Raw genomic sequence first — 21,369 nt, 5'->3', positions numbered from 1 at the left:
GCGGCCTGTTGTGGTAGTATCCACAGGTTGAATCGAGGTTCCGGCACGACCCCCTCCCGCAGAGGGCTGCGCCGGACTGGACCGCTACCAGACAACGGAACCCGAATGGCAGAAAACGCCAAGGAAATCATCCAGGTCAACCTGGAAGACGAGATGCGCAAGAGCTACCTCGATTACGCCATGAGCGTGATCGTGGGCCGCGCGCTCCCGGATGCGCGCGATGGCCTCAAGCCGGTGCATCGCCGCGTGCTGTTCGCGATGAACGAACTCAACGCGCACAGCAACAAGCCCTACTTCAAGTCGGCGCGTATCGTCGGTGACGTCATCGGTAAGTACCACCCGCATGGCGATCAGTCGGTGTACGACACGCTGGTGCGCCTGGCACAGCCGTTCTCGCTGCGTTACATGCTGGTCGATGGCCAGGGTAACTTCGGCTCGATCGATGGCGACTCCGCCGCGGCGATGCGATACACCGAAGCGCGCATGTCGCGCCTCGCGCATGAGCTGATGGCGGACATCGACAAGGAAACCGTCGATTTCCAGCCCAACTACGACGAGAAGGAACTGGAGCCGACGGTCATGCCGACCCGGTTCCCGAACCTGCTGGTCAACGGTTCGGCCGGTATCGCGGTGGGCATGGCCACCAACATCCCGCCGCACAACCTGAGCGAATCGATCAACGCCTGCATCGCGCTGATTGATAATCCGGAAATCGATGTCGACGGCCTGATGGAGTACATCCCGGGCCCGGATTTCCCGACTGCCGGCATCATCAATGGCACTGCCGGCATCGTCGCCGGCTATCGCACCGGCCGCGGCCGTGTGCGCATCCGTGCCAAGGCCGATATCGAAGTGGCCGACAACGGCCGCGAATCGATCATCGTCACCGAAATTCCTTACCAGGTGAACAAGGCGCGTCTGATCGAGAAGATCGCCGAGCTGGTCAAGGAAAAGAAGATCGAAGGCATCAGCGAGCTGCGCGATGAGTCCGACAAGGACGGCATGCGCATCTACATCGAGATCAAGCGCGGTGAATCTGCCGAGGTTGTGCTGAACAACCTGTACCAGCAGACCCAGATGGAATCGGTGTTCGGCATCAACATGGTGGCGCTGGTCGATGGCCGCCCGCAGTTGATGAACCTCAAGCAGATGCTGGAGGCGTTCGTCCGCCACCGTCGCGAAGTGGTCACCCGTCGCACCGTGTTCGAGCTGCGCAAGGCGCGCGCCCGTGCCCACGTGCTGGAAGGCCTGACCGTTGCGCTGGCCAACATCGACGAGATGATCGAGCTGATCAAGACCTCGCCGAACCCGAATGAAGCACGCGAGCGCATGCTGGCGCGCGTGTGGGAGCCGGGCCTGGTCGGTGCGATGCTGGGTGCCGCCGGTGCCGAAGCCTCGCGCCCGGAAGACCTGCCCAAGGGCGTGGGCCTGATCGAGGGCGGCTACCAGCTGACCGAGATCCAGGCCACCCAGATCCTGGAAATGCGCCTGCACCGCCTGACCGGGCTGGAGCAGGACCGCCTGACCGACGAGTACAAGCAGCTGCTGGAAGTGATCGCCGGGCTGATCCACATCCTGGAAGATCCCGACCGCCTGCTGCAGGTGATCCGCGAGGAGCTGGTCAACGTCAAGGCCGAGTTCGGCGATGAGCGTCGTACCGAAATCCGCCACAGCGAAGAAGACCTGGACATCCTCGACCTGATCGCGCCGGAAGACGTGGTGGTCACCGTGTCGCATGCCGGTTACGTGAAGCGGCAGCCGGTGAGCGTGTACCGCGCACAGCGCCGTGGCGGCCGTGGCCGCAGTGCGGCAGCGACCAAGGAAGAGGATTTCATCGAACAGCTGTGGCTGGTCAACACGCACGATACGCTGCTGACCTTCACCAGCTCGGGCAAGGTGTTCTGGCTGCCGGTCTACCAGCTGCCCGAAGCCGGTTCGAATGCCCGCGGCCGTCCGATCATCAACTGGATCCCGCTGGAGCCGGGCGAACGCGTGCAGGCCGTGCTGCCGGTGCGCGAATACGCCGATGGCCAGTTCGTGTTCTTCGCCACCAAGAACGGTACGGTCAAGAAGACCCCGCTGGGCGAGTTCGCCTTCCGTCTGGCGCGCGGCAAGATCGCAATCAATCTGGACGAGGGCGATGCCCTGGTCGGCGTCGGCCTGACCGACGGCGAGCGCGACATCCTGCTGTTCGCCTCCAACGGCAAGACCGTGCGCTTCGGTGAAGACAAGGTCCGCTCGATGGGCCGTACCGCAACCGGCGTGCGTGGCATCAAGATGCCGGCCGGCGAGGAAGTGGTCAGCCTGATCGTGGCCGAGAGTGCCGGTGGCAGCGAGGATGAGAACGAGGACGACAACGGTGTCGAGGAAACCGCAGCCAATGGCGATGCGGTGATCGACGGCGCCGATGACGCCAGCGTGCAGTACATCCTCACCGCCACCGAGAACGGCTACGGCAAGCGTACCCCGCTGCCGGACTACCCGCGCAAGGGCCGTGGCACGCAGGGCGTGATCGGCATCCAGACCACCGAGCGCAACGGCAAGCTGGTCGCCGCGGTGCTGATGGGCTCCAGCGACGAAGTGCTGCTGATCTCCGATGGTGGCACCCTGGTGCGTACGCGTGGCTCGGAAATCAGCCGCGTCGGCCGCAACACCCAGGGCGTGACCCTGATCCGCCTGTCCAAGGACGAGAAGCTGCAGGCGGTGGAGCGCATGGATGCCTCGATCGACGAGGACGAGGACGAGGTGGCCGTCGCCGCCCCGGCCGCGACCGACGGCGCACCGGCGGCTGCCAGCAGCGAGGACGCCGCGCAGGAGTGATCCTGCCATCAGGTTGAGGTACCCGACGACGCCGGCCCTGTGCCGGCGTCGTCGTATCCGGGTGCCGCACATACGCGCGCGCTTCACGCAGGCGGTGGGATAACGGCGCATGCTGCCCCCGGAGATCGACGATGTCCGCCACGCCGCAGTCCGCTCCTGCCCCTGTTCGCGCCTCCCGGCACCCCCTTGTCACCGTGCTGTCGCTGCTGCTGGTCGTGCTCGGCCTGGTCATCGGCGGGCTCGGTGCGTGGCTGCTCAGCCTTGGCGGCTCGGCGTACTACGCCATCGCCGGGCTCGGCCTGCTGGCCAGCGGCATCCTGTTGTTCGGCAACCGCCGCAGCGGTGCATTGCTGTACGCGCTGGTGTTCATCGGCACGCTGCTGTGGACCTGGTGGGAGTCAGGCAGCGACTACTGGCGCTGGGTGCCACGGCTGGGCCTGGTGACCGCACTCGGCATCGTGCTGGCCTTGCTGGCGCCCACCTTGCACGAGCCGGTCTCCAAACGCCTGTCGCGCAGCGTGGCGGGTGTGCTGATGCTGGTGTTCGTGGCCGCCTTCGGCCTGGCCTTTGCGCCGCATGGTGAAGTGGATGGGCATCAGCCGTTCCCGGAAGGCGCGGTCAGCGCCGGACTGGAACCTACGCGTGATACCACGGGCCTGCAGCCGGCTGACCAGCCCGCCGAGGGCGACTGGCCGGCGTGGGGCCGCAGCAATGCCGCCACCCGCTATTCGCCGCTGCAGCAGATCACCCCGGCCAATGTGGCCTCGTTGCAGCCAGCCTGGCAGTTCCGTACCGGCGATATGCCCAAGAAGCGCTGGGGCGCGGAAACCACGCCGCTGAAGATCGGCGATCGCCTTTACCTGTGCACCGCGCGCAACCGCCTGATCGCACTCGATGCCGCCAGCGGCAAGGAACTGTGGCGGTTCGACCCCAAGGTGAAGGACACCTCGATTCCGTACACCGCCGCCTGCCGTGGGGTGAGCTACTACGAGCAGCCCCGCACGCCGACCATTGCCGATGCGGCATTGGCCGATGTCGCCGCCGATCTGGCGCTGCCGGAGCCGCCGCCCAGCGTCACCCGCAGTGCTGCACCGGGCAATCGCCCGGCGTGCTGGGCACGCATCATCGAAGGCACGCTGGACGGCCGCATCATCGCGGTGGACGCGGACAGCGGCCGCCCCTGCGCCAACTTCGGCAACAACGGCCAGGTCGACATCACCCTGGGCATGGGCGAGGTGCCACCGGGTTACGTGTCGATCACCTCGCCGCCGGCCATCGTGCGTGGCGTGATCGTGACCGGTCACCAGGTGCTGGACGGGCAGCGCCGTGACGCGCCGTCGGGCGTGATCCAGGCCTACGATGCCATCACCGGCAAGCTGCGCTGGGCGTGGGACATGGACCAGCCCGAGCGCAGCGGTCTGCCGCCGCGCGAGCAGACCTATACGCGCGGCACGCCCAACATGTGGACCACCGCCACCGGTGATGAGGCGCTGGGCCTGGTCTACCTGCCGCTGGGCAATTCCGCGGGTGACTACTGGAGCGGCTCACGCACGGAAAACCAGAACCGCTATGCGACGTCACTGGTGGCGATCGACGTGGCCACCGGCAAGCCGGCCTGGCATTTCCAGGCGGTGCGCAAGGATGTGTGGGACTACGACCTGGGTTCGCAGGCCAGCCTGATCGATTACCCGACCGCTGCCGGCAAAGTGCCGGCGATCCTGCTGCCGACCAAACAGGGCGACATCTACATCCTCGACCGCCGCAACGGCCAGCTTCTGACCGCGGCCGAAGAGCGCAAGGTGCCCATCGGTGGTGTTGAACCCGAGCAGCGCTCGCCCACGCAACTGTTCTCGCTGTACCACACGCTGCGTCGCGAGCATGAGCTGACCGAACGTGACATGTGGGGCATCACCCCGATCGACCAGCTGGTCTGCCGCATCCAGTTCCGCAAGGCCTACTACGAAGGGTTCTACACGCCGCCGAGCAGCGAGCGCCATTCCATCGAGTACCCCGGCTACAACGGCGGCTCGGACTGGGGCAGTGTGTCCATCGATACGCGCCGCGGCGTGATCGTGGCCAACTACAACGACATGCCGAACTACAACCGGCTGGTGCCACGCGCGGAGGCCGACCGGTTGGGCTGGCTGCCGCGCGAAAAGATCCGGTTCGACAAGGGCGGAGCAGAAGGCGCGGGTGACCCGCAGGTGGGCACGCCCTACGCCATCCAGGTCAATGCCGGTTGGCGCCTGCCGTTCACCGGTTTGCTGTGCAAGCAGCCGCCCTATGGCGGCATCCGTGCCATCGACCTGCGCACCGGCAAACTGCTGTGGGACCGTCCATTCGGCAGTGCGCGCGGCAACGGACCCTTCGGCATCCGCTCCGGCCTGCCGATCGAGATCGGCACACCGAACAATGGCGGTTCGGTGGTGACCGCCAGCGGCCTGATCTTCATCGCCGCCGCCACCGATGACCTGCTGCGCGCCATCGACCTGAGGACCGGCAAGGAGTTGTGGCATGCCAAGCTGCCCGCGGGAGGTCAGGCCAACCCGATGGTGTACGAGCAGGGCGGGCGCCAGTACGTGGTGATCATGGCCGGCGGCCACCATTTCATGGAAACCCCGAACGGCGATTACGTGATGGCGTTTGAGTTGCCCAGGTAACCGCAAGGGGGGCGGTGGGCCGCCCCCGTTGCATGACGCTGGATCACACCGTCACTACCACCTTGCCGATCTGCTCGTTCGATTCCAGGTAACGGTGTGCGTCCTGGATCTGCGCGAACGGGAATACCTTGGCGATCTTCGGCGCCAGCGTGCCCTGGTCCAGGCCGTTGACGATGAAGGCCTTGGCGCGTGCCAGCGCGGCATCGTCGGAGACGATTTCCGAGTACAGGTAACCCTTCAGCGTCAGTGACTTGCCCAGCACGTTGAACAACGGGAACGGGGTGGGTTCACTGCTCAGCGCGCCGTACTCCAGCAGGATGCCGCCACGCGCCATCGCTTCGGTCAGCGGCACGAACTGCGGGCCACCGATCGGATCGAACACCACGCGGGCACCTGCGCCGCCGGTGATGCGCGCCACTTCGGCCACCAGATCCTGCTCCTGGGTGGCGATGGCGTGGGCGGCGCCTGCATCGAGCAGGGCCTGGCGCTTGCCCGGGCCACGGGTCACAGCGATCGGCGTGGCGCCGACTGCATTGGCGATCTGGATGGCGGCCAGGCCGACGCTGCTGCTGGCGGCGGTGATGATGACGAAATCCCCGGCGGACAAGTGCGCCTGCTCCAACAGCGCCCCCCAGGCGGTGACGTACTGCATCCACACCGCGGCGGCCGTTTCAAAGTCCAGTGCCTGCGGATGCTTGACTACCAGTCGTGCCGGCACGTTGGCCAGTTCGCCGTAGGTGCCCCAGCGCGCGATATCCAGCGGCGGCACTACGCTGACCGCATCGCCCGCAGTGAATCCGCTCACTGCACTGCCGACGGCTTCAACCACGCCGGCCGCTTCGTAGCCCAGGCGGCTGGGGAACTGCGCTTCCTGCAAGTAGGCGCCGTTACGGAACATCACCTCGGCGCGGTTCAGGCCGATCGCCTTCACCCGGATCTGGACTTCGTCAGGGGCGGGGGCGGGAACGTCGATATCGTCGATGCGCAGTACATCGGCAGTGCCATATTCGTGGATGCGGACAACCTGGCTCATGGGGGGCTCCAAGGAAGGGCCGGCGAGGGCGCCGGCGAAAGGGTGAGCGCTACTGTGCGCGTAGTCTGCATCCAGAATAAGGGGTAATCTGGCGTTTCATTGAAAAACAATTGTTTGCAATGGACCTGATCGTTCCCCTGCGGGCCTTCGCCAAGGTGGCCGAGGTCGGCTCCTTCGCCGCCGCTGCCGAGGCACTGGACCTGTCGCCGCAGCTGGTCGGCAAGCACATCCAGGCGCTGGAGCAGCATCTGGGGGTGCGCCTGCTCAACCGCACCACGCGCAAGCAGAGCCTGACCGACTTCGGCCAGGCCTACCTGGCGCGGGCGCGGGTGATCCTGGAGGAAGTGGAGGGGGCCGAGCAGCTGGCCGAAGTGGCGCGCGGGCGACCGATGGGGCGCCTGCGCATCAGTGCGCCGGTCACCTTCGGCGTGCACGCGCTGGGTCCCGCGGTGGTGGCCTACATGCAGCAGTACCCGGACGTGCAGGTCGATCTGAACCTGTCCAACAGTCTGGTGGACATCGTTGAAGACGGCTACGACCTGGTGTTCCGCACTGGCGATCTGGCCGACAGTGGGCTGGTGGCGCGGCGGTTGGGGCCGTATCCGCTGGTCCTGTGTGCCTCGCCGGACTATCTGGCTTCGCGCCCGGCCATTGCCCATCCCAATGACCTGAGCCGCCACGAGTGCCTGGGCTTCGCGCATTCGATCATCCGCACCCGCTGGAGCTTTCGCGATACCGATGGCGGCGTGCTGACCGTGCCAGTGTCCAGCCGCTTCATGGTCAACCAGGCCGAGCCGCTGCTGACCGCCGCCATCGGAGGGCTGGGGCTGATCCTGCAACCGCACGAAATGCTGGCCGGAGCATTGGCGCGTGGTGAGCTGGTGGAAGTGCTGCCGGACTACGTACCGGTGTCGACCTGGATCAACCTGGTGTATCCGCGCGATCGCCAGCTGACGCCCAAGCTGCGCAGCTTCCTGGACTTCTGCGTGGCGAGATTCAGCGAACAGACGATGGCAAGGCGATAGCGGGGCCATCGGGTAGCAGGGTTTCCATCAACTGCGAAGGATCTCGCACTCACGTTGCATCCGGGGCTGTGCGCATTCCACCACGCACGCGGAGTGGATGGCAGCGCATCGATGCATTCAGCGTCACTGTTGAGGTGTTGCAGCAGAGTCCCTGGTGTCGATGCGGCGGCCGCATCCTTGGTCTAGGATGCGTCCAGGAATCCCCGCAAAGGAACTGCCATGAGGGTTGTTGGACGCCTGTTTCTCTGCAGTGCACTGGCCTGTTCGGTTCTACTGGTTACCCCGGTTTTTCCAGCAATGGGCGCCACATCTTCCGAGCGTGCACATCCACGTGCGCAGGACGCCATCGATGACTGGCTGGCGGCCTTCAACGCTGCCAGCCTCGAGGCATTGCAGGCCTTCGCCGATAGGTATGCGAAGAAGGAAGGCAGCGGTCCCGGGGACTATCTCGAATTCCGCGAAAGCACAGGCCCCTTGCGCGTACTTGAAACAATCGAGAGTGCACCCGGCCAAGCGAAGCTGCTGGTGATGGGGCAGCTGAGCGAACGTGCGATGTGGGTGACGGCGGTCATGGACCCGATCAATCCGTCGCACCTGAAGCAGTTCCAGATCGAGGGCACTGAAACGCCGGACAAGTACAAGCCGGCACGGGTTGCATTGCCTGCCCTGATGGCCGAAGCCACGGCAAAGCTGGAGGCGCTGCGGGCGCAGGACGCGCTGTCGGGCGCGTTGCAGGTGGCACAGAATGGAAAGGTGTTGCTGGACTGGCGCGGTGGCGAGGCCGATCGCACCGCTGGCATTCCAGTGGGCGTGGATACGCAGTTCCGCCTTGCGTCCTCCAACAAGATGTTCACTGCCGTGGCCATCCTGCAGCGGGTGCAGGATGGCAGGCTCAGTCTCGACGACACGATCGGCAAGCACCTGCCGGACTATCCGAACAAGGCCGTCGCCAACAGCGTGACCGTGCGCGAGCTGCTGTCACACACCAGTGGCCTGGGGGATTTCTTCGGCGACGATTTCGAGCAGTATTCCGCGTCGCTGAAGACGCTGGATGACTACGTGCAGCGCTTTGCCAAGGATGCGCCGCAGTTCACGCCCGGCAGCCAGGACAGCTACTCGAACTATGGCTTCATCGTGCTTGGGCGGATCATCGAGGCCGTCTCCGGGCAGTCGTACTATGCCTATGTGGAGCAACACATCCTGCGCCCGGCCGGCATGACCGGCACCGGCTTCGAACCGGAAACAGTGACGGTGCCACAGCGTGCCGTCGCCTATACGAAGCAGGATGGGCAATGGGTCCGTGAAACGAGGTCGCTGCCCTGGCGCGGCATGTCAGCCGGTGGTGGCTACAGCACGGTGAGCGACATGGTGAAGTTCGCCGAGGCGCTGCGCAGCGGAAAGCTGGTCTCACCTGTATTGCTGCAGCAGGCCACCACGGCGCAGAACCACAAGGGCTGGTACGGGTTCGGCTTCCTGGTGCAGGGCGAGGGCAGGGAGCATCAGTACGGCCACGAAGGCGGTGCGCCCGGATCGAACAGTGCCATCGTGGTGCTACCCGCGCAGGGCTATGTGATCGTTGGGCTGGCCAATGTCGATCCGGATGCGATCGGCAATGTGGTCAACTACATCGCGCGAAGAGTGCCGCTGTAGTCCCGAGCGACTATGCCGCAGCGATGTTGACGCTGGGGCGGGTGGCGGACCAGAATCGGGCCATGAGCCGACTTCTTCCCGTGGTGTGTCTGGTCGCCAGCATGGTGCTGCTGCTGCGTGGGGTGCACGTGATACTCAAGGGTGTTCCGGCCATGGCCAGCGAAGGTGCCAGTGCTGCGTATGCACAAGGCTACCTGCATGGACAAGCGGCAGCCGGGTGGGTGTTGATTGCCGCTGCAGCAGCCTGTGCGCTCATTGCCTGGCACAGGGCGCGCGCCCGGAAGTGAGAGACGGGCGCGTCAGCGCGGCACCCGCACCATCTTCGTCATCAAGTGTTCCACCACACCCGCCGGGTCCGCCGTGCGGCCCACATGCGTGCTCGACATCTGCACCACCGAGCTGCGCTTGGCGGTGAGGAAATGGAAGCGCGCACGCGCTGGCAGCTGTGCGATCGGCCCGGCGCTGGCATCGCCGCGGCAGATGGCCACGATCGCATCCAGCCACGGCTGCAGCGCCTCCTGGTCCAGCGCTGGGGCGAACACGTGCAGGCGTGCCGGATCGATCTCGATGGCCGCCTCCAGATGACGCGCGCCGGGACAGGAGACGATCACCCCGACGTTGATGAATTCCTCGCGCTCCACCCGCGGTACCACGCGGATGACGGCGTAGTCATACGTGTGCAGCGTGGGCACGGATGGCCTCCTGCACGAACACCGCACGCACCTTCAGGCGGTGCTTGAGGTAGTTGATATAACCCTGCCGGTAGGCCTGCGGGCTGTCGAACGCCGGTTCGTCCACCAGCCAGCTGTCCGGCACCAGGCCGACGATGCGCTCGATCTCGGCATCGGTCAGGCGCGCGGCCAGTTCGGCATCCACCTCGGCGATGCGGCTGGCGAACGACAGCAGCACATGGTCGCGGATCAGCACGAACGGCTTCTCGCAGGCATCGCCGGCGTTGGCCCAGTCGTGATGGAAGTACATGGCCGCACCGTGGTCGATCAGGTATAGCTTGCGGTGCCACACCATCAGGTTGGGGTTGCGCGTGGTGCGATCGACATTGCTGGTGAACGCATCGAACCAGACGATGCGCGAGGCCAGGTCGGCATCCACCGGCATCGCCGCCGGGTCGTAGTTGATCGCACCGGGCAGGTAGTCCAGGCCCAGGTTCAAACCTTCACTGGCGCGTATCAGTTCCTGGATCTCCGGGTCGGGCTCGGTGCGGGCGAACTCGCGGTCCAGCTCCACGAACAGGATCTCCGGAATCGGCAGGCCCAGCGTGCGCGCCATCTCGCCGGCGATCAGCTCGGCGATCAGCGCCTTCGGGCCCTGGCCGGCGCCACGGAACTTCAGCACGGCCATGCCGTCGTCGTCGGTCTCGACCACGGCCGGCAGGGAGCCACCTTCCCGCAAGGGGGTGATGTAGCGGAGGGCATGTACGGTGCGCATGCGCGCATTCTAGCGTGGGTGCCGCCAAGGGAGCGCCGGGCGCGTCCCGGCGGCTCCATGTCGTTCCCCGTCAGTGCGTCAGCGCGCCGCGCTGCTGCTCCTGCACGCGGACCTGTTCCTGCGTGGCCTGATCGGCCTGCCGCTGGTTGACCACGGCAAGCGTATCCAGGCTGTCCTGCACAGGGCGCTGGGCGGCCTCGGCAGTGGGTGATGAGGCGCGCAGCGAGGCCGGATCATCCAGCGGCCCCTTCACCACAAAGATGTTCTGTGCCGCGCCCACACCCTCGGTCTGGCGGCTGAGCACCACATGGTCGACGCGGTCCAGCCCGTTTTCGCGGGCCAGCACCAGCAGGCTGGCACTCAGGCGCTCGCTGGACGCATCGAAACTGCGTCCGTTGGCAGCATCCAGCTCAGCTACCTTGCCGCGGATCTGCTCGTGCAGCGAACGGTCACGGCCTTCCGCAAGCAGCGTCGGTAAGCCATCGCCCTCCACCGCATGCTGTGTGGTGATCGGCACATGCGTATGCGTGCCCTCAGTGTGGTTGAAGTAATGCAGCGTCGACGGCGAGGTACTGGTATCGAAGTAGGGCTGGCGCGGGGGCGAGCCCTCGCCGAGGTTGAGCCCGTTCTGCTCCAGCAGGCGCTCATCCAGGCCCAGCTTCTTCATGTTCACTTCCATCCGGCTGACGCCATCGGGCGCTGGATTCGCGGCCTCGTATTCGCTGGCCAGTCCGATCGCCAGGGCGCCGTAGAAATTCTGGTAGTCCGAATTCCCATGATGGCCCAGGCCGGTGCTGACGCCCTGATCGTAATAGTGCCTGGCCATTCCCTCGATGTTGGCTGCGGTGGGGGAGATGGTCAGGTCCGCATTGAGGGTCAGCTCCGGGTGCGGGGCATAGGTGATCGGCGGGCCGGGTCGCGACTGGATGACATCTGTCGAGCGGGTGCTGGCTTCATACAGGTCGCGCAGGGTAGCGTCCGGGTTGTTGGCACGTACCTGGCTGACCAGCGCATTCCAGCCTGCGATGTTCGAAGAAGCCTCATCGCGGCGGTTGGCCGCGAGCAGGGTGCCGATGGCCTCGGTGTAATCATGGCTCGTTGTACGGCCCGCGACCTGCTCCACGTCGGCTTCGAACTGCACGTAGGCGCGCTCGACATCAGCATCGTTGAAGCCGTGCTGGATCTCGTGACCGAGCACAAAGGCAACCTCGGCCGCGTCGAACCTGTCCGGGGCCGCCGGGGTCGACAAGCTGCTGGCGGGCAGGTTGATGGATTTCGTGCCGGTCTCGTAGGTGCCGCCCGCGTTGCTTGTGGCGGGCAACAGTTCGAAGCGTTCCAGATAGCCTGCCGCGATGGCGGCGTCCACCTGCTTTGCCAGCACGGGCGAGCCCGCGATGACGTTGCGCAGGTTGTCGACCTGGTCGCTGGTGACGTCGGTCTTGCCAGCGAACTCGCCCAGCAGGCGTTCCGTTTCTGCGGAAAGGATCGTCATTGATGGCTCCCCTTACTGCACGGTGACAAGACGCACGCAGGCATGCGTGGCGTCGCCGAGGGCGTGAGGGTTCTCGGGCATGGTGTCGACCTTGATGCTCAGCTGCGGTCGATCGAAGCGGTCGTAGATCACCCGGCCGTGTTCGCCGCGCACCGTCTCGCGCTTGAAGCCGGCGGCATCCAGTGCGGAAGCGAAGTGGTTGAAGTCGACCTGGCAGATCGCCGCAGCCGAGGCCTTGCGATCGCTGCTGGTGTCCATGAAGTTCAGGTCCAGCCGCGCGTCGGCAGTGCCGGCCCGCTGCACTTCCAGTCCATAGCCCCATTCCGGTGTCAGCGTGCCGCCATAGCCGAAGTGGCCGGGGCCGAAGACCTGCGCCGGCGCCTGCATCGCTGCGGACAGGCGCTCAGCGGTGAGCTCGCGGGTGGAGGTCGTGACCTTGATCAGGTCCAGCAGGCGCAGCAGCAACTGCTCGGCATTGAGCGGGGAGGGCGAAGTGGTCTCGGATACGGCGGGGGGCATGGTGTCGGTTCCTTGAGAAGTCGGCGTGCGGTCGGCGGCATGTGCGCAGGCGCAGAGCGCGGCCGCTGAAAGTGCGAGCGTCCACGGTCGTATGAATGCGTACCGGGGCATGTGCGATCCTTGCAGATTGAAGGCTGACCCTAGGGCCAGCCGGATGAAGCAGAGGTTAAGCGTAATCGAGGCATCCGAATGCGTTACAAAAGGTGAACGGGTGCGCATTCTTCACTTGACCATTCCGGGCGCGATGTCAGCATCGGGTCCATGGAGCATCAACTTCGCGTGTGACCTTCAACAGGAGGCCGTCATGCAACAACTGCGCAGCTGTCACGCTTTACCCTGCATGCAATGCAACGCGTGGTGTTGACCCTGGTCTGATACGGCCACTTTGCCGGCACGGATGGCCGCCACCCACAGCATCTGCCACTGTTCACCCGATGCGGTCCCGGCATGCTCTTGCCGGCCCTGCAATACAGACATACGCCCGCCAGATTGTCCTCTGCGTTGCCCGATGGCCTTCGCAGCGCGGAGGCTGGCTTGTCCATGATGATCCTGCAGGCTTTGGAGGTGCACCGATGAGCGACCAATACGAACGAATGCTGCCGGCCTTGGACGATGCCAAGGTCGAGGAAATGATCGGAAAACTGGTGCTGGTCGGGGTGACCCGCTACGGCGGCGACGGCCAGGTGCAGGGACTGGAGCAGTACGCGGGAACGGTGCTGCGCATCAGTGCCGATGAAGGCGTGGTGCTGGCCGACGAGAACGATGGCCACGAGCGTTACCTGCCGCCGATGCTCGACCAGTACCTGCCGGCCCAGCCGGGAGAGTACCGGATGAGCAACAGCGGCATGATCGTGGTCGACCCGGACTATCTCACCGCCTGGGACCTGCACGCCCAGCAGTAGTGCCAGGCCATGCCTGGCAGGTGCCGGCAGCTCCCCGGCACCTGCCGGAGCTGCACTTTGCCCCATCCGGCCACTAGCCCTTCCGGCCCATTCACGACAACCCCTGCGGTGCTAGATTCGGGGCCATGCCCGATTCCGGGTACCCATTCACACCCCAGGGGATAAGGATGCTGATCCGTCGAACCTCTCTGGCAGCGGCCGTTGCCGTTGCCACCGTCGGCCTGCTGGCCGCTGGCCCGGCGCTTGCCGATTACGCGAAGCCGCCGGAGCACCTGCTCAAGGTGCTGAAGGCACCGCCGCCGCCAGCACCGAACGTGGCCCCGGGCGGCCAGCGCCTGCTGCTGACCACCGCGCAGACCTATCCGTCGATCAGCCGCGTCGCCCAGCCGTACCTGAAGCTGGCCGGCGTTCGGCTGGAGCCGAAGAACCGCAGTCGGCATGACACCCCCGGCGGCTACGGTATTCCGGCCTGCGTGGCCGACTTCACCCTGGTCGATATCGGCAGCAGCAAGGAGACCAAGGTCAACCTGCCGCAGGGCTGCGCCACCGGCGCGCTGTGGTCGGCCGATGGCAGCCACTTCGCCTTCCAGAATGCGGTCGATACCAGCGTGCAGCTGTGGGTGGGCGATGCGGCCACCGGCCAGGTGAAGCAGGTGCCGAACGTACAGCTGAACCCGATCTTCGGCTACACCGTGCAGTGGCTGGGTGGCAGCCAGAACCTTCTGGTGAAACTGGTGCCGGCCAATCAGGGTCCGGCGCCGTCCAACGGCGGCGTGCCGACCGGTCCGGATGCGCAGGAGTCGCTGGGCAGCAGCGGCGAGAGCAGCACCTATGAAGCTCGCGACACGCTGACCAGCGTGCATGACGAGAAGCTGTTCGCCTACTACGGCGCTTCGCAGCTGGCCGTGGTCGATACCGCCGCGGGCAGCGTGCGCCCGGTCGGGCAGCCTGCGCTGTTCAACGAGGTCAGCGCCGCGCCCGATGGCGTGCACGTGCTGACCGAATCGATCAAGGCGCCGTACTCACATGCGGTGACCTATCAGCGCTTCGCCAATGATGTGGCGGTGCTTGACGTAAGCAATGGCCGCAGCACGCCGATCGCCAGCCTGCCGCTGGCGGATCGCGTGCCGGTGCACGGCGTACCGGAAGGCCCGCGCGGTTTCGACTGGCGGGCCACCGATCCGGCGACCCTGGTCTATGCCGAAGCGCTGGACAAGGGCGACTGGAAGGTCAGCGTACCGCACCGTGACCGCGTGCTGATGCTGAAGGCCCCGTTCAACGGCAAGCCGACCGAAATCACCCGTACCGCGCAGCGTTTTGAAGGGTTTGCGTGGACCGCCGATCCGGCCGTAGCCTTCCAGTACGAGAACGACGAGAACCGCCACTGGATGCAGACCCGCATCGTCGATGTGGACCAGCCGAAGAAGGAAGGCCGCCTGCTGTGGGACATGTCCAGCGATGAGCTGTACGGCAATCCCGGCAACCTGGTGTTCACCCGTCTGCCGAATGGTGCGCAGGTCGTGCGCCGTGAGGGCAACCACGTGTTCCTCAGCGGCCGTGGCGCCTCGCCGCAGGGCGATCGTCCGTTCCTCGACCGCCTGGACCTGGGCACGCTGAAGAGCGAGCGCCTGTTCCGTAGCAGTGCCGACGCCTACGAACAGTTCCTCGGCTTCAGCAACACGCAGGGGCGCTACCTGACCTGGCACCAGTCGGTGATCGATCCGCCGAACGCCTTCATCCGCCAGCAGGGGGAGGCAGTGGCCGATGCGAAGGCCGGCGAGGCGCAGTTCGCGTCGACCACGACCGCGCTGACCAAACTGGTCGACCCGACCCCGGAAGTGCGCCAGATCAAGAAGCAGCTGGTGACCTACAAGCGTGCCGATGGCGTGGACCTGTCGTTCACCCTGTACACGCCGCCGGGCTACAAGGAGGGCCAGCGCGTGCCGGCGATCCTGTACGCCTACCCGGCCGACTTCGCCAATGCCGCGCAGGCCGGCCAGGTGTCTGGTTCGCAGCAGACCTTCACCCGCCTGCAACCCTACCGCCTGATGCTGCTGGCCGGCTACGCGATCATCGACAACGCCTCGTTCCCGATCGTGGGTGACCCGAAGAACGCTTACGACACCTACCTGGAGCAGTTGGAAGCCGACGCCAAGGCAGCGGTGGACAAGGCCGTGGACATGGGCGTGGTCGACCGCAACCGCATCGGCGTGACCGGTCACAGCCACGGCGGCCTGATGACCGCCAACCTGATCGCGCACACCAACCTGTTCAAGGCCGGCGTGGCGACCAGCGGTTCGTACAACAAGACCTTCACCCCGTTCGGCTTCCAGAACGAGCGTCGCTCGGTATGGCAGGCGCAGGACGTGTACCTGAAGGCCTCGCCGTTCTTCTATGCCGACAAGATCAAGCTGCCGCTGCTGCTGGTCCACGGTGAGGATGACGCCAACCCGGGTACCGAACCGTTCCAGTCGCGCAAGCTGTACCAGGCCATTCGTGGCAACGGCGGTACCACCCGCCTGGTGATGCTGCCGAACGAACCGCACTGGTACACCGCGCTGGAGTCCAACGAGCAGCTGGTGTCGGAGATGCTGAACTGGTTCGACACCTACGTGAAGAACGCCAAGTAGCGTCGAGCGTGCTCGACTGCTTTGCAGAAGGCCGCCTTCGGGCGGCCTTCCTGCATCCTGTAGAGCCGCGCCATGCTCGGCTGCTGTTCGACAGAGATAGGAAAGTCTCATGAAGGCATGGATGTTGGTACTGGCCACGTTGTTGGTTTCTCCCGTGGCAATGGCGGTGCAGCCCCGGATGAGCGTGCACGTGACGTACGACTGGTCTGGTTGGGGTTCTGTATCTGAGCGCTGGGTCATCCGGCGCGATGCCTATGGCTTGACCACCCGTGTACAGGTGGTTGATGCGCCCGACGTCCAGCCGCGTTTGCCGGAGCTTCTGCCGTTCGGCGCGCTGTCAGCGTTCGAGGCCGCGCTGCGGGCAGCACCGTTGACCAGGGACGCCACGGTGGATCTGATCACTTCGCAGCTGGACCGGCCCGCGATACTCAAGCTGGATCCGGAGCTGCGCAGCATGCCGCCGGCCAGATGTTCGTTTGCCCAGCAGCAGGCCTGGGCACGGCAAGCTCTGGCCGGGCAGGGTTTGCAGGAGCGCGTTGCAGAACACTTCAACAGTCTCCGGACCGATGACTATCCCATCATGACCGTGGTCGTATCCCGGCTGGGCCACCCGGATACCGTCTTGGTGTCCACCTCCCAGCACACGATGATGCTGCCTTGGAAGCGCCTGTCGTCGGCGGACTTCGATCAGCAGGTTCTGGAAGGTGCTCAGGAAGAGTGGCGTCCGGCGTTGAGCGATGCATTGATGGGGCTGCTACCTGGGGGAGAACCCACACGCGAACGCTTCAAGATCGCTTGGTTTCAGAACAGATTACGCGGCGACCTTGCCTTGGAGGCGCTGCGTTGTGGAACCCTGCGCTAGGAAACGGCAGATTGATCATCCATGGATGCTCTGCAATCAACTGTGGAGACTCGGTAACGACGTGTTACCGGCACATTCGCATGCCACGCAAATGGTCTAGGCTGAACCTGATCGCTCGTTCCAGGTCGGTGCAATGAAAGCCATTCTCCTTGCTGCAACGTTGTCGTTGGCCCAGGTTTCAACGGCATATGCTCAGTCGTTTCCCGCTGAGCTGACGCAATTGGGCATCATCGCCGGCATGCCTTACGCCAAGGCCAAGCGCCTGCTGGATGCCGCAGGCTGGCAGGCGAAACCTGCGCAGGGCGCGCCGGAGTCGCTGGAGGGCTTTCCGGAAGTCGGATGCCATAAGGACGGAAAGCAGTGTGCGACGACCTTCGAAAAGGACGGTCAACAGATCGCGGTGCGGCTGGGTACTACCCTGGCAGGGCAGCCGTTCGTGCAGAGCGCTGACTGAGCACCCGCCCTCACGCCAGCGGTAGGCGGTCCTGCGCGTGGGATAACCCGTCATGCAGGTCGCGCACGTGCTCGGCCTTGGCATGCACCCGGGTGGTATCGCCGAAACTGCGTAGATAAGCGCAGGCTGCGAAGCCGGCGCTCTTCTTTTCGTACTCGGCAATCCAGGCCAATCGATCCGGATTGTTGGCCTGTTCGGATGACCACGCGGCCACTGGTGGGCGGATGCGGTACTTCAGGCCGACGCGCCACGGCTTCGGTGTCAGTCGCGCACGGAAGCAATGCTGCAGCCGGCACATGCGCGCGTACAGGGTATCGGTGCCCAGTGCCTTGAAGAATGCCTGCAGCTGCTCGTCCTCCGGGGAGAACGTGGCATGCATCGCCAGTACGCGCAGTCCCGCAGGCGTCCGGTAGGCGCGCAGATGCCAGTGGGGGTGTTGTTCGCTGAAGGCTTCCACGCGTCGCAGCGCCAACCCCTCGGCGCCCCCGGCGGCGGCCAGCCGCTGCCTGCGGCGCATCAGCAATGCGGCATTGACCAGAACCACCGCCGCCACGCCCAGCACCAGTCCCACCAGCCAATGCCACAGCAGCGTGCCGGTGACGGCGCCGGCAAGCAGCACGACCGCCGCAACGATGGCTGGCATCACGCAGCCGGCTGGCGGCTGCGCATGGTCGATGTCGGCGAACAGTACGTCCGGGCTGTTGAGGCACAGTGCGCCATAGCTGTTGCGGGTGATGACGACGTCGCCGTCGCGCTGCACGATCTGCTCGCGGATCGGCACGCCTTCCACGCCGTAGTTGCTGCGCACTTCGCGACGCGGCAGCACCTGTCCGGCGAGGATGGCATTGAGGGCTTCATTGGCGCGGCGGTCGGCGTGCACCTGCGCCTCGGCAGGGCCTTCGTCGGACCAGCCGAAGCGGCGCACCACCACCGGCCGGCCACGGAAACGGGCCTGCAGGCGGGCTTCGGCCCAGTAGGCGGGAACGATCATCATCGCGGGGTGCTCTATCTTCCGTGGCAGGTGCCAACGCGAGTCTGGCACAGCGCCGGGGTGCCCGCATCTGCTTGCTGCGGCGGCCGGGCCGGAGTGATAGATTGCGCGCTTCGCATGCACTCCACCAAGGACGGAGCGATGTCCATGATCCTGCGCGGCCTGTTGGCCCTGGCCTGTGCCGGGGTGGTTGGCATGGCCACGGCGGCGGCACCGGCCGGGCCGCAGATTGTCACTGACGATGTCAGCCGTTTCTACGCGCTGTACGACAACGCAGGTGGCAAACCCAGCGTTGCGCAGTTGCGTGGCTACATGGCCGAGGGTTCGGCGGGCCTGGCCGAGCTGGCCAAGGCGCGCCGGGTCACCCCCGAGCGCATTGCCGAGTCCGTCGCCAGCCAGCCGGAGCTGTATGTGCAGGGGCGAAGCTGCCTGGCCGAACTGCCGGCGGTGAAACAACGTCTGACGCAGGTGTTTTCCAACCTGCAGGCCATCTATCCGCAGGCTGCGTTTCCGCCGGTGACCATCGCCGTCGGCCGTGGTCGTCCGGTAGGGTTGACCTCGAAAAGCGGCGTGATCATCGGCCTGGAAGCGCTGTGCGCAGCCGATTTCATGAATCCCAATGTGCAGGACCGCTTCGTGCATGTGATCGCGCACGAGTACGTGCACATCCAGCAGACCGGCCTGACCGACTTCGAGCCGGGCGACCCGCATGCGACCGTGCTGCGTGTTTCGTTGGGCGAGGGCATTGCTGAGTTCATCGCCGAACTGATTTCCGGCAACGTCGGCAACGGGCGCCATGCGGCCTGGACCCGTGGTCGGGAAGTGCATATCGAAAGCGCATTCGCGCTGGATCTGGACAGCACCGATCTGTCGCCGTGGCTGTACAACTACAAGCCCGGTTCGCAGGAGCCCTATGATCTCGGGTACTGGGTGGGATACCGCATCGCCAAGGCCTATTACCTGCAGGCCAAGAACAAGCGTGACGCGGTGCGTGCGCTGATCCAGCAGGACAACCCGAAGGCGATCCTGGCCGCCAGCGGCTGGACGCCGGGTATGTGGATGCCGGCGAAAGTCACGGGTGTGGCGGCGCGTACGGCTGCACGCTGAGCACAGGGTGGGGCGTTAGACTGCTGAAGATGATTTCTGGAGTACCCGCATGCGTGGACCTGTTGAGCTTGCCACTGCCACTGTCGTGACGTTGGGCCTCGCGTTGGCTTCTCCGCTGGACGCCGCTGAGGCCGTCGCCGTCAACCCGCTACTGCAGACGCCCATCGACCGGCTACGCCCCGACGAAGTGCGCTTCATGCAGCAGCGCCTGGCCGATTGGCCGGAGCTGCAACGCTATCGTGATGCCAATGCGCGCCTACCTGATGCGGTGCCCGGCCAGCCGCGCGTGGTGTTCTTCGGTGACTCCATCACCAAGGGCTGGGGCAGGGAAGGCAGTGCCGGTTTCTTCCCCGGCAAGGGCTGGCTCAACCGCGGCATCAGCGGCCAGACCACGGCGCAGATGCTGGTGCGTTTCCCGCAGGACGTACTGGCACTGAAGCCACAGGTGGTGGTGATCCTGGCCGGCACCAACGACATTGCAGGCAACACTGGCCCATCCACGCAGGCGATGATCGAAGACAACCTGCACGCGATGGTGGACCTTGCCCGTGCACATGGCATCGCCGTAGTACTGGCATCAGTGCTGCCGGTCAGCGATTACCCGTGGCTGCCGGGCACAGCACCTGCGCCCAAGGTGCGTGCATTGAACACGGCATTGAAGCGCTATGCCGATGCACAGCAGCTGGTCTATCTGGACTACTACACGCCGATGGCCAATGCAATCGGCGGACTGGACCCGCAGTTGGCGGAGGACGGCGTGCATCCTACGGCGAAGGGCTATGCGGTGATGGCGCCGTTGGCCGAGGCGGCGGTCAAGCGCGCGCTGCAGCAGAAGTAGCTTCTGCGGGCAGACTCGCCAGCAACCACTCGCAGAAACTGATCACCAGCGGATCGGCTGCACTCTCCTCATGTACCAGCCAACTCCAGCGTGGGCCGCGCACGCGTGCATCATCCAATGGTTGCAGCAGGCCTTGTTCGCAGGCTCGGGCTGCCAGCAGCTCGCTGACCAAGGCGATACCCAGCCCTTGGCACGCGGCATCCAATAGTTGCCCAGGCTCGGAGAAATTCATTCCCTCGCGGCGCTGGCCGACATCGGCGCCACCCTGTACCTGCCATTGGCTCCAGTCCATCTCACGCTCGCCATGCAGGGTGAGACGTTCGTGCACGGGCGTCGCCAGCAGCTTGGGATGGCAGGCCGGATAGAGACGATCCTGCAGCAGCACGCGATGCTGGCACTGCGCCTGTGAGTCGAGGTCATCACGTACCGCTACGTCCAGCGTCTGCGTGGTCATGTCCGGCGCTTCCTCGCTGGTCAGCAGCCACAGATCGGCGTCGGGATGCAGCCGGTGAAAGCTGGCCAGGCGTGGCACCAGCCAATGCCGAGCAAAGGCCGGGCTGGCGTTGACGATCAGTTGATTGGGCTTGCGGTACTGATCGAGCCGGCGGATGCCGCTGGCCAGCTGCCGCAGCAGCGCCTGCGTTGTTTCCAGCAGGTCGATGCCGGCATCGGTGAGGGTGACGCTGCGGCCCTGCCGGAAGAACAACGGCTGCTGCAGCGACGCTTCCAGGCCCCGGATCTGCTGGCTGATGGCCGACTGGGTCAGGTGCAGTTCCTCCGCCGCACGGTGGAAACTGCCGAGCCGGGCGGCAGCCTCGAAACCCCGCAGGGCGTTCAGTGGTGGCCAGTGCTTGAGCATTTAAGATAAGTAGAACTGTTCAATTGATGGCTGAATCTATCGTTTGTTCTTATGTGTCGGCAAGCGCAGCATAGCGCCCAT

At 65.3% G+C, this 21,369-nt stretch carries 18 protein-coding genes; 11 read left to right on the top strand and 7 right to left on the bottom strand.

Annotated elements, in window-relative coordinates; translation table 11 throughout:
- The first annotated feature begins 105 nt into the window (after positions 1-105).
- Positions 106-2,820 carry a DNA gyrase subunit A gene (gene gyrA / locus ABE423_RS02340; protein ID WP_049400193.1) on the top strand — a complete coding sequence of 905 codons (2,715 nt, stop codon included), beginning with the start codon at positions 106-108 and terminating at the stop codon, positions 2,818-2,820.
- A 131-nt stretch (positions 2,821-2,951) separates the two neighbouring features.
- A complete protein-coding gene (locus tag ABE423_RS02335; RefSeq protein ID WP_346484849.1) occupies positions 2,952-5,480 on the top strand; it encodes a membrane-bound PQQ-dependent dehydrogenase, glucose/quinate/shikimate family in 2,529 nt (842 codons plus the stop codon).
- Between the two features lie 43 nt (positions 5,481-5,523).
- On the opposite strand, the gene ABE423_RS02330 is transcribed toward ABE423_RS02335, so the two are convergent.
- Complete coding sequence (locus ABE423_RS02330; RefSeq protein ID WP_180837528.1) at positions 5,524-6,513, bottom strand: zinc-dependent alcohol dehydrogenase family protein; 990 nt, start codon at positions 6,511-6,513, stop codon at positions 5,524-5,526.
- Positions 6,514-6,632: 119 nt separating this feature from the next.
- Here ABE423_RS02330 and ABE423_RS02325 point away from each other — a divergent pair, with 119 nt between their 5' ends.
- From ABE423_RS02325 to ABE423_RS02315, 3 genes are all read left to right on the top strand, one after another.
- Positions 6,633-7,538 carry a LysR family transcriptional regulator gene (locus tag ABE423_RS02325; RefSeq protein ID WP_346484847.1) on the top strand — a complete coding sequence of 302 codons (906 nt, stop codon included), beginning with the start codon at positions 6,633-6,635 and terminating at the stop codon, positions 7,536-7,538.
- Between the two features lie 297 nt (positions 7,539-7,835).
- Positions 7,836-9,188, top strand: a complete 1,353-nt coding sequence (locus ABE423_RS02320; protein ID WP_346484845.1) for a serine hydrolase domain-containing protein — start codon at positions 7,836-7,838, stop codon at positions 9,186-9,188.
- Between the two features lie 62 nt (positions 9,189-9,250).
- Positions 9,251-9,475: a hypothetical protein gene (locus ABE423_RS02315; protein ID WP_125892069.1), complete on the top strand. Its 225-nt coding sequence runs from the start codon at positions 9,251-9,253 to the stop codon at positions 9,473-9,475.
- 12 nt (positions 9,476-9,487) lie between these two features.
- Here ABE423_RS02315 and ABE423_RS02310 read toward each other — a convergent pair whose 3' ends face one another.
- The 4 genes from ABE423_RS02310 to ABE423_RS02295 all read right to left on the bottom strand — a co-directional run bounded on the left by ABE423_RS02310 (position 9,488) and on the right by ABE423_RS02295 (position 12,645).
- Positions 9,488-9,880, bottom strand: a complete 393-nt coding sequence (locus tag ABE423_RS02310) for a DUF3037 domain-containing protein (protein ID WP_032127694.1) — start codon at positions 9,878-9,880, stop codon at positions 9,488-9,490.
- Positions 9,858-10,634: a HipA family kinase gene (locus ABE423_RS02305; RefSeq protein ID WP_049422090.1), complete on the bottom strand. Its 777-nt coding sequence runs from the start codon at positions 10,632-10,634 to the stop codon at positions 9,858-9,860. Before ABE423_RS02305 ends, ABE423_RS02310 begins: the two co-directional genes overlap by 23 nt.
- A 70-nt stretch (positions 10,635-10,704) precedes the next feature.
- Positions 10,705-12,126 carry an XVIPCD domain-containing protein gene (locus ABE423_RS02300; RefSeq protein WP_125892067.1) on the bottom strand — a complete coding sequence of 474 codons (1,422 nt, stop codon included), beginning with the start codon at positions 12,124-12,126 and terminating at the stop codon, positions 10,705-10,707.
- Positions 12,127-12,138: 12 nt separating this feature from the next.
- A complete protein-coding gene (locus ABE423_RS02295; protein WP_260467252.1) occupies positions 12,139-12,645 on the bottom strand; it encodes a hypothetical protein in 507 nt (168 codons plus the stop codon).
- A 572-nt stretch (positions 12,646-13,217) separates the two neighbouring features.
- Between ABE423_RS02295 and ABE423_RS02290 the strand changes: the two genes are divergently transcribed.
- From ABE423_RS02290 to ABE423_RS02275, 4 genes are all read left to right on the top strand, one after another.
- Positions 13,218-13,547 (top strand): hypothetical protein, encoded by a 330-nt coding sequence (locus tag ABE423_RS02290; protein WP_006376346.1) that lies wholly within the window; start codon positions 13,218-13,220, stop codon positions 13,545-13,547.
- A gap of 167 nt (positions 13,548-13,714) precedes the next feature.
- Positions 13,715-16,177 carry a prolyl oligopeptidase family serine peptidase gene (locus ABE423_RS02285; RefSeq protein WP_125892063.1) on the top strand — a complete coding sequence of 821 codons (2,463 nt, stop codon included), beginning with the start codon at positions 13,715-13,717 and terminating at the stop codon, positions 16,175-16,177.
- Positions 16,178-16,286: 109 nt separating this feature from the next.
- Complete coding sequence (locus ABE423_RS02280; RefSeq protein WP_125892061.1) at positions 16,287-17,039, top strand: hypothetical protein; 753 nt, start codon at positions 16,287-16,289, stop codon at positions 17,037-17,039.
- A gap of 133 nt (positions 17,040-17,172) precedes the next feature.
- Entirely contained in the window at positions 17,173-17,493 is a 321-nt protein-coding gene (locus ABE423_RS02275) for a hypothetical protein (protein WP_125892059.1), read from the top strand.
- Positions 17,494-17,503: 10 nt separating this feature from the next.
- On the opposite strand, the gene ABE423_RS02270 is transcribed toward ABE423_RS02275, so the two are convergent.
- A complete protein-coding gene (locus ABE423_RS02270) occupies positions 17,504-18,487 on the bottom strand; it encodes a hypothetical protein (RefSeq protein ID WP_049463183.1) in 984 nt (327 codons plus the stop codon).
- Positions 18,488-18,625: 138 nt separating this feature from the next.
- On the opposite strand from ABE423_RS02270, the gene ABE423_RS02265 reads away from it, so the two are divergent.
- Entirely contained in the window at positions 18,626-19,591 is a 966-nt protein-coding gene (locus tag ABE423_RS02265) for a DUF2268 domain-containing putative Zn-dependent protease (RefSeq protein WP_180837534.1), read from the top strand.
- 49 nt (positions 19,592-19,640) lie between these two features.
- Positions 19,641-20,429 (top strand): SGNH/GDSL hydrolase family protein, encoded by a 789-nt coding sequence (locus ABE423_RS02260; protein ID WP_346484840.1) that lies wholly within the window; start codon positions 19,641-19,643, stop codon positions 20,427-20,429.
- Here ABE423_RS02260 and ABE423_RS02255 read toward each other — a convergent pair.
- Entirely contained in the window at positions 20,404-21,288 is an 885-nt protein-coding gene (locus tag ABE423_RS02255) for a LysR substrate-binding domain-containing protein (RefSeq protein WP_346484838.1), read from the bottom strand. The genes ABE423_RS02260 and ABE423_RS02255 overlap by 26 nt on opposite strands.
- Between the last annotated feature and the right edge of the window lie 81 nt (positions 21,289-21,369).

Origin of the sequence: Stenotrophomonas sp. TWI1409 (genome assembly GCF_039673015.1) — a bacterium.
GTDB lineage: Bacteria > Pseudomonadota > Gammaproteobacteria > Xanthomonadales > Xanthomonadaceae > Stenotrophomonas > Stenotrophomonas maltophilia_A.
Note: the sequence above shows the minus strand (reverse complement) of the source record. Positions and strands in the feature narration are given on the sequence as shown.

Coding starts and splice junctions, on each gene's coding strand:
- gyrA (WP_049400193.1), top strand. CDS start 106: ATGGCAGAAAACGCCAAGGAAATCATCCAGGTCAACCTGGAAGACGAG.
- ABE423_RS02335 (WP_346484849.1), top strand. CDS start 2,952: ATGTCCGCCACGCCGCAGTCCGCTCCTGCCCCTGTTCGCGCCTCCCGG.
- ABE423_RS02330 (WP_180837528.1), bottom strand. CDS start 6,513: ATGAGCCAGGTTGTCCGCATCCACGAATATGGCACTGCCGATGTACTG.
- ABE423_RS02325 (WP_346484847.1), top strand. CDS start 6,633: ATGGACCTGATCGTTCCCCTGCGGGCCTTCGCCAAGGTGGCCGAGGTC.
- ABE423_RS02320 (WP_346484845.1), top strand. CDS start 7,836: ATGGGCGCCACATCTTCCGAGCGTGCACATCCACGTGCGCAGGACGCC.
- ABE423_RS02315 (WP_125892069.1), top strand. CDS start 9,251: ATGAGCCGACTTCTTCCCGTGGTGTGTCTGGTCGCCAGCATGGTGCTG.
- ABE423_RS02305 (WP_049422090.1), bottom strand. CDS start 10,634: ATGCGCACCGTACATGCCCTCCGCTACATCACCCCCTTGCGGGAAGGT.
- ABE423_RS02300 (WP_125892067.1), bottom strand. CDS start 12,126: ATGACGATCCTTTCCGCAGAAACGGAACGCCTGCTGGGCGAGTTCGCT.
- ABE423_RS02295 (WP_260467252.1), bottom strand. CDS start 12,645: ATGCCCCCCGCCGTATCCGAGACCACTTCGCCCTCCCCGCTCAATGCC.
- ABE423_RS02290 (WP_006376346.1), top strand. CDS start 13,218: ATGAGCGACCAATACGAACGAATGCTGCCGGCCTTGGACGATGCCAAG.
- ABE423_RS02285 (WP_125892063.1), top strand. CDS start 13,715: ATGCTGATCCGTCGAACCTCTCTGGCAGCGGCCGTTGCCGTTGCCACC.
- ABE423_RS02280 (WP_125892061.1), top strand. CDS start 16,287: ATGAAGGCATGGATGTTGGTACTGGCCACGTTGTTGGTTTCTCCCGTG.
- ABE423_RS02275 (WP_125892059.1), top strand. CDS start 17,173: ATGAAAGCCATTCTCCTTGCTGCAACGTTGTCGTTGGCCCAGGTTTCA.
- ABE423_RS02270 (WP_049463183.1), bottom strand. CDS start 18,487: ATGATGATCGTTCCCGCCTACTGGGCCGAAGCCCGCCTGCAGGCCCGT.
- ABE423_RS02265 (WP_180837534.1), top strand. CDS start 18,626: ATGTCCATGATCCTGCGCGGCCTGTTGGCCCTGGCCTGTGCCGGGGTG.
- ABE423_RS02260 (WP_346484840.1), top strand. CDS start 19,641: ATGCGTGGACCTGTTGAGCTTGCCACTGCCACTGTCGTGACGTTGGGC.
- ABE423_RS02255 (WP_346484838.1), bottom strand. CDS start 21,288: ATGCTCAAGCACTGGCCACCACTGAACGCCCTGCGGGGTTTCGAGGCT.